Source organism: Saccharicrinis aurantiacus (genome assembly GCF_947489045.1).
Lineage (GTDB): Bacteria > Bacteroidota > Bacteroidia > Bacteroidales > Marinilabiliaceae > Saccharicrinis > Saccharicrinis aurantiacus.
In genome coordinates this window covers 40,980-49,215 of record NZ_CANLCN010000028.1, presented here as the reverse complement: position 1 = coordinate 49,215, position 8,236 = coordinate 40,980, and the positions used below count along the sequence as shown (strand labels likewise).

Below are 8,236 nucleotides of genomic sequence, written 5' to 3'. Positions count from 1 at the left end.
ATACTTAAATATAACAAATGCTTTGTTTCTTTTCTCTTAAAATAGAACTTTTCTTACGTCGAATTCACGTTAAATAGAATTATCTTAAAATCAACCAATAAGGTCTGATTTTCAAGATAAAGAAGGTCAAATTGTAAACGTTCAATCATTTCATCTACACTTTGGGCATAACCAAACTTAACCATACCCCATGATGTAATACCAGGCTTAACCGTTAATATATGCGCATAGTGTGGTGCTTTCTCTGTTATTTGATCAATATAAAATTGACGCTCAGGACGAGGACCAACCAAAGACATATCGCCCAAAATAATATTAATAAATTGAGGTAATTCATCAATTCGCCACTTTCGCATATATCTGCCAAGCTTAGTAATACGCACATCATCTTCTTTCGCCAAAGAAGGTCCACTTTCTTCAGCATTAATATACATTGATCTAAACTTGTAAATAGTAAAAACCTTACCGTTCTTTCCTATCCGCTTTTGTGCGTAAAAAATAGGCCCTTTTGACCCCTGTTTAATTAATAAGGCAAGTATTAAGAATATAGGCGCACAAAATAGTAAACCTAACAGTGCTATTGAAAAATCAAAAACCCGTTTTATAACCCCTTGCCAAACAGGCATCTTAAAAGGGGTTATAGTAACAAAAGGTAACGTTTCTAGTGTGTTTGTTTTAACAGCCCCTTCAATTATTAAATTAATATCCGGATTTAAGCGAATAGTTATACCACTTTGTTTTAATAATGTAATTACAGAATAAATGCCTTCATGATTTCGAGGATCTAAACAAACTACAGCCTCATCAATTTCATTCTTGTTAATAATCGAGCTTAGCTTATCAATATTTCCTAAATGCTTACAGTAATTATTAATCTGAGGATTTTCTTCATTATTAGGTGATACATATCCAATAAACTTAAATCCTAAATTATATTTGAATCCCAAAAAATCTTTAATAATATCTAAAGCACGTTCGTTATTACCAATCAAAATCGTGTTGTATGAAATATTTCCATTTCTTTTTTGTTTCTGGAAAAGTTGAATCCAAATAACCCTAGATATAATAATTAGCCCTCCAAGGAGTGATAAGTACTTAATAAAAAGTATAAATTGAAAATAGCTTACGTAATACGGAACAGTTTTAATTAAAAGTAACAATAGAAGTGTTGATCCACTAAAAACGGATAAAAAACTTGGCCATATTATCGATAGTCCTGATCTCTTATCTGACTGAGTATAGGCCCCAAATAAATAAAAATTATAAACCCAATAAAAGGTTGAGGTTAAGAAAAATAAAGGTATTGCAAACCCTTTTGATAGTACTGGTAGGTGCTTATTAAGGATGTGCAATGGTAAATCAGGAAATAACTGAAGTAATATTAAATGCGACAAACAAATAAATACAATATCAGATACCACAAAAGTATATTTTACCCTGCGTTCATTTATCCTATTATTTATTGAAAATAAGTTTTTTATCATTGATCTCCATAGTGAATTAAGCCACCTCAACAAGGCTTATAACGTACAAAGTATAAGAATATTGTTTACAAAATAATAGATATAATATTACTTTTACACATATTTTTTTTGAATGATTGATACATACAGACATAAAGGACTGCGGCTAAGATTGGTAGATGAAATTGAGAGAAAGGGTATAACTGACTCTAATGTATTATCAGCAATTGGTAATGTTCCTCGCCATCTTTTTTTTGAAAGTAGCTTCATGCAATTTGCTTATCAGGATAAGGCTTTTCCTATTAGTGCGGGTCAAACCATATCACAACCTTATACAGTAGCCTTTCAAACGCAATTATTAAAGATTAAGTCAGGAGATAAAGTTTTGGAAGTTGGCACAGGATCGGGCTATCAAGCTGCGGTGCTAATTGAGGTTGGTGCAAAGGTTTATACTATTGAACGTCAAAAGGAGCTATATAATAAAACCAGTACCTTTCTACCAAGACTCGGATACCGACCACTTTTCTTTTATGGAGATGGTTATGCTGGCTTGCCTAAGTATGGTCCTTTTGATCATATAATAGTAACTGCCGGTGCCCCCTATATTCCCGAAGATTTGTTAACGCAAATAAAGATCGGTGGGAATATGGTAATTCCCGTTGGAGATAAGTCGCAGAATATGATTAGAATTACTCGAATTTCAGCAACAGAATTTGATCAAGAAGATTTTGGTAAATTTGCCTTTGTACCTATGCTAAAAGGCACTGCAAAATAGATAATAATTAAAAACGATATATCATGTTAAAAGTACATACATTACCGTATAACCCTTGGCAAGAAAACACTTACTTAATTTCTGCCGATAATGGCGAGTGTATTATAATTGATCCGGGTTGCTTAGCTGACCATGAGCAACAACACTTGGTGCAATATTTAAAAGAGAACAACCTTACTCCTACAAAACTATGGAATACACATTTACATCTTGATCATGTTTTCGGGAACCGTTTTGTATGCGATACTTTCAACTTAAGTGCCGTAGCACACAAAGGTGATGAGTTCTGGATAGAAAAAACGGTGGAATATGCGGGTTCTATGGGTATTGAGGTAAAAGAAAACCCTCCTGCTATTGGCACATACTTCGAAGATGGGCAAGAGCTCGAATTTGGCGGATCAATCATCAAAATTATTCACGTACCGGGTCATTCTCCTGGTGGAGTTGTATTATATGCTGAAAATGAAGGCTTCGCAATTGCTGGGGATGTATTATTCCGTGATAGCATTGGTAGAGCTGACTTACCTGGTGGAGATTATGATACTTTAATTTCAGGTATCAAAGCAAAACTACTTACATTACCTGCTGAAGTTGCTGTATATCCTGGACACGGACCATCAACAACCATTGGGTACGAAAAAGAGAATAACATGCACTTGCAGTAGATTAATAGTTAGTTTGTTTTTAGGCTTTAGACAATAGTGATTTTTTGTATTTCAAACAAATAACAAACACTATCAATCTATTGGTAGATAAGTCTCTTAAAGTAAAGAAATTTAAAAGTGGATACCCCTTAAGCCGAGGGTATATCCACTTTTTTTTATGATTTCTCTGATAAAAATCATCCCAAAATACTAGTTGTGTCATTTTTATAACTTGTTTAATATTATAACTTTAGCCAGGTAATTAACACAACCAAATCATTTTTTATTAAGTTGACTCATAGGTAATTAAAGACCTTCAGGTCGTTTAAAGAATTATAGAATGGCTACAGATAAATTTGTTGCGCGTCATATTGGTCCAAGAGATCACGAGATAGACGAGATGCTAAATACCATTGGAGTAAAGTCAATGGATTCACTTATTGAAGAAACAGTTCCGGCAAATATTAGATTAAAAGAACCTCTTCGAATAGCTAAGGGCTTAACTGAGCGACAGTATTATCGTAAAATAATGGCAATTGCCGATAAAAATAAGGTATACAATACCTATATCGGAATGGGATATTACGATACAATTACCCCTGCAGTGGTACTCAGAAATGTACTTGAAAACCCAGTATGGTATACTTCATATACACCTTACCAAGCTGAAATATCACAAGGTAGACTTGAAGCTTTATTAAACTTCCAAACCGTTGTATCTGAACTTACTGGTATGGAGCTGGCTAATGCTTCCTTATTAGATGAAGCAACAGCTGCTGCCGAAGCTATGGTAATGATGTTTAATTCTCGCTCACGAGCCATGGCAAAAGCAGGTGCAAATATTGTTTTTGTTGATGAGAATATCTGGCCACAAACCAAAGCGGTTCTTGATACCAGAGCTGAACCTCTTGGCATTATATTGCAATTTGGTAAGTGGAATGAGTGTGAACCTACAGAAGCCTATTTTGGTGCCATGGTTCAATTCCCAAATTCTGATGGTAATGTAGTTGACTATAAAGAATGGATTGAAAAATTACATACTGCTAACTGTAAAGTGGCTGTTGCTGCTGACTTATTAAGCTTATCCTTATTAACTCCTCCGGGAGAATGGGGTGCCGATGTTGTGTTTGGTACAACACAGCGTTTTGGCGTTCCAATGGGTTATGGCGGTCCTCATGCCGCATTTTTTGCCACTAAGGCAGATTATAAAAGACATTTACCAGGTCGTATTATCGGTATTACAAAAGATAAAAACGGAAAAAGAGCCTTACGAATGGCTCTTCAAACACGCGAGCAACATATCAAACGCGAACGTGCTACTTCAAACATATGTACTGCTCAAGCTTTACTAGCTACTATGGCTAGTTTCTACGCAGTTTACCATGGCCCTGAAGGTATTAAACAAATAGCTGGTCAAATTCATAACATTGCTAGTTTACTTACTAGTGAAATTGAGAAGTTTGGCTACAAACAATTAAACAATAACTTTTTTGATACAATTCGTTTCTCACTGCCTGATAATGCTTCGCTTGATTTAATAGAAAAATATTCATTAGAACTTGAGATGAACTTCCGCTACTGCGAAAATGGAGAAGTGGCTTTAAGTATTGATGAAACAACAAATCTTGAAGATGTTAATTGGATAATTGAAGTATTTGCTAGAGCTTCAGGAAACGAAATTGTTGAGATTAAAGAAATACCAGAAACTTGCACCATAGATAAGTCTTTCATCAGAGAAAGTTCATTTTTACAGCAAGATGTATTTAATCATTACCGCTCTGAAACTGAGATGGTACGCTACATCAAAAAATTAGAGCGCAGAGATATTTCATTAACGCATTCTATGATTTCATTAGGCTCTTGTACTATGAAGTTGAATGCTGCTACTGAGATGTTGCCACTTAGTTGGATTCAATTTGGTGGTATTCACCCTTTTGTTCCAGCTGATCAAGCTGCGGGTTACCATTTATTAATGGCTGAACTGAAGCGCGATTTAGCTGAAATTACAGGTTTTGCAGATGTAAGCCTTCAGCCAAACTCAGGTGCGGCAGGTGAGTATGCAGGACTGATGGTTATTAGTGCATATCATAAAAGCAGAGACGAAGCGCAACGCGATGTGGCTATTATTCCTTCTTCTGCGCATGGTACCAATCCAGCAAGTGCTGTAATGGCAGGAATGAAAGTTGTGGTTGTGAAGTGTGATGAAAGAGGTAATATTGATGTTGCCGACTTAAAAGAAAAGGCTGAAAAGTATAAAGATACCTTATCTTGTTTAATGATTACTTACCCATCTACACATGGTGTTTTCGAAGCTTCGGTTGTTGAGGTTTGCGAAACTATTCACCAATTTGGTGGCCAGGTATACATGGATGGTGCTAATATGAATGCTCAGGTTGGTTTAACCAATCCGGGAGTAATTGGTGCCGATGTTTGTCATTTAAACCTGCACAAAACATTTGCTATTCCTCACGGTGGTGGTGGCCCTGGTGTTGGCCCAATTGGTGTTGCAAAGCACTTGGTTGAATTTTTACCTTCGCACCCAGTAATTAATAATGGAAGATCTGGAATTAGCGCAGTTTCTGCTGCTCCTTTCGGAAGTGCTAGCGTTTTACCTATTACCTATGGTTACATTAAAATGTTAGGTAGCGATGGATTAACAAAATCTACCGAGATGGCTATTTTGAATGCCAACTATTTAGCACATCACCTTAAAGATGGTTACGGAATCCTGTACACAGGAGAAAATGGAAGAGTAGGACACGAAATGATTTTAGAGTGTCGTCATTTTAAAGCCAGCTCTGGAATTACGGAGTTAGATATAGCCAAACGTTTAATGGATTATGGTTTCCACGCACCAACGTTATCATTCCCAGTGCATGGTACTTTAATGATTGAGCCTACTGAGAGTGAATCGAAACAAGAACTGGATAAGTTCATTTCAGCACTCACAGGCATTTTAAGTGAAATCAAAGAAATTGAATCTGGCGAAGCTGATAAGGAAGATAACGTACTGAAAAATGCTCCTCATCCTGATTACAAAGTAGTATCTGATGAATGGTCGCACCCATACGGAAGAGAAAAAGCGGCGTTCCCACAGGAGTGGATTAAAGAGAACAAATTCTGGATATCAGTAGCAAGAGTAGATGACGCTTTTGGTGACAGAAATTTAATTTGTACTTGTGGTTCTCCTGAGGAGTACGAATTACTATCGTAACTTATACAGAAGATAAAATTTAATACTAAAATGGGTAGTTCTAAATACGGAGCTACCCATTTTTTTATTAGTACTAACGCATGCAAGTAATTTTTTGCCCTCTATTAGTGTACATTTCCTTCATAAGATTAACTGTTAAGCATGAATGTACTGGCAGAATAGCCAAAGTATCTCCGGGTTTAATTGAATGAATCAAATCATCCCCTACCCTAATGGTTCCATGCTCCTGTGATAAGGCAATAACCTCTCCTACCTCTTTATTAATATCCCATGAATTTCCATCAATCCCAACTACCTTCCCATAAGAGATTGTGCCATCTAGCAGTTCAACTCTATCTTTTGATAGATGAACCGCACCACAGTGTACAATTACTTGGTTTCTTTTAGGATGAACCGCAATTACGCTCACCTTCATGCAAACAGCAATATCTGGCAATTCACAGCTACCAATAATTGATTGCACATAATCGTAAAACACCATATTTCCTGGGCGAAGTTCATCAATACCTTCAAAATGTTCTAATACGGAACAACTTGGCGTATCTCCCCATGATAATTGCATTAAAGGAAACTCATCTTTTAAAAAGACCTTCAGGGCAACAAATTGATGCATTGCTGGAGTAGCTATATCAATAATCTGCTCTTTTCCTTTGGCATCATATGTATTACCTGCATGCCCTAAAAATCCGATAAATATTAAGTTCTTACACTGTTTTAATGCACCAAGCAACTTTTTTATCTGGTCAAAATCTTCAACATCAACACCCGTTCTATGGTAGCCAGCATCAATCTTTATAAACAAACCTACAGGAGAAGTAATTTGAGCTTCTAATTCGTTAATAACCGCAACATCCTCTACCAAAATATTAAGGTTTATTTTAGATGCCAGTGCATTAATATCATCGGCATAATACTGATTGACTGTTATGGCTACCGTAATATCCGTCCAACCATTATCAGCAAAATAAGAAGCCATTTTAAACGATGAACAAGTAATGCAGTCTACTCCTAATTCGCGATACAATTCGCCGACTTCTGCTGATTGATGTGTTTTAAAATGTGGTCTGTAAACAATGTTATTATCCTTACATTTAGTAAGCATGCGAGAAATATTACTACGAGCTATTTCTGTATTTAAAAGTAAGTGCGGTTCAAACATTTGAAATTGTATTATTGAGGCAAATTAATCTTTTACTAAAATCATTTGAAAGGCTAAATATAAAAGATATTTTCAATCTAAAATTGTGCCAGCACATTTATAGTAGGTCCATGTATAGCGCCATCAAACACTCCTTTGTCCAAATCTGCATTATAATACAGTCGTCTAAATGTAATTCCTGAACTAAAGTGTTTTGAAAAAACATACTTTCCACCTAATTGCAACTGATAAGAAAAAGCATCGTCTAATAACCTACTCCCCACATCAACATAAGCGCTTAGCTCTACCCTTGTATGTGGTCGGTATATATAGCGCATTGCCAAAGCCGGCTCTAACAATAAATGATCTCTAACAAAGTGAATTCCATCAACCAGAAAGATCTTAGTGTTTAAATCAACCTTAAAAAAAGCCAATTTAGCACCAAAGCTGGTATTAAATTCGTGCGCGGGATTTTTAATAATTCGATATCCAAAGGAAAGGTCTGTTCCTATATAGGTGTAACGGATGTTACCATTTTTAATTAATATTTCATGATCAGTTAATACGTTACTTTCTAATATTAAAGAACTAAAGTTCAACTTGGCAACCCAATGCTCTGATCTATATTCGCTAAGAAACATACAAGCAAACTTCAGCGAATTCAACACTTCATAGAAATCCCAATCAATATCAATTCTACGGTCTGAATATTCTGGTAGGTTGGATGGCTGAGGCGGTTTAATTATGGATCCTTCTATTCCTAAAAGCCAAAAATATGGTCCAAATCTAAAGCTCCATTTATTATGAGTATCATTTAAACGGTAGCTGTCTGAATCAAAATCTTGCGAAAATGAGACAAGCGACAATGAAAGAAGTAGGAATATAGATATGATTGCTTTAGGCATTTAACTGAAAATTAGACTTATTGAAGTTAAGCCTTTAGCAATTTAAAACAAAAAAAGCCTGATTAAAATTAATCAGGCTTTGCATATGATATGATCT

At 35.6% G+C, this 8,236-nt stretch carries 6 protein-coding genes; 3 read left to right on the top strand and 3 right to left on the bottom strand.

All coding sequences use genetic code 11. The features are described from left to right. Positions 1 to 53 precede the first annotated feature (53 nt). Positions 54 to 1,484, bottom strand: coding sequence for a sugar transferase (locus tag QMO11_RS20515; protein ID WP_282039723.1), 1,431 nt, complete (start codon positions 1,482 to 1,484; stop codon positions 54 to 56). 112 nt (positions 1,485 to 1,596) lie between these two features. Between QMO11_RS20515 and QMO11_RS20510 the strand changes: the two genes are divergently transcribed. From QMO11_RS20510 to gcvP, 3 genes are all read left to right on the top strand, one after another. After that, positions 1,597 to 2,238 carry a protein-L-isoaspartate(D-aspartate) O-methyltransferase gene (locus tag QMO11_RS20510; RefSeq protein WP_075602281.1) on the top strand — a complete coding sequence of 214 codons (642 nt, stop codon included), beginning with the start codon at positions 1,597 to 1,599 and terminating at the stop codon, positions 2,236 to 2,238. 23 nt (positions 2,239 to 2,261) lie between these two features. Then, positions 2,262 to 2,903: an MBL fold metallo-hydrolase gene (locus QMO11_RS20505; protein WP_282039721.1), complete on the top strand. Its 642-nt coding sequence runs from the start codon at positions 2,262 to 2,264 to the stop codon at positions 2,901 to 2,903. A 319-nt stretch (positions 2,904 to 3,222) separates the two neighbouring features. Next, positions 3,223 to 6,096, top strand: a complete 2,874-nt coding sequence (gcvP, locus tag QMO11_RS20500; RefSeq protein ID WP_282039720.1) for an aminomethyl-transferring glycine dehydrogenase — start codon at positions 3,223 to 3,225, stop codon at positions 6,094 to 6,096. Between the two features lie 73 nt (positions 6,097 to 6,169). Here gcvP and QMO11_RS20495 read toward each other — a convergent pair whose 3' ends face one another. Both QMO11_RS20495 and QMO11_RS20490 read right to left on the bottom strand, forming a co-directional pair. Further along, a complete protein-coding gene (locus tag QMO11_RS20495) occupies positions 6,170 to 7,255 on the bottom strand; it encodes an alanine racemase (protein ID WP_282039718.1) in 1,086 nt (361 codons plus the stop codon). A 77-nt stretch (positions 7,256 to 7,332) separates the two neighbouring features. After that, on the bottom strand, positions 7,333 to 8,139 hold the full coding sequence (locus QMO11_RS20490; protein WP_282039717.1) for a hypothetical protein: 807 nt from the start codon (positions 8,137 to 8,139) through the stop codon (positions 7,333 to 7,335). Positions 8,140 to 8,236 lie beyond the last annotated feature (97 nt).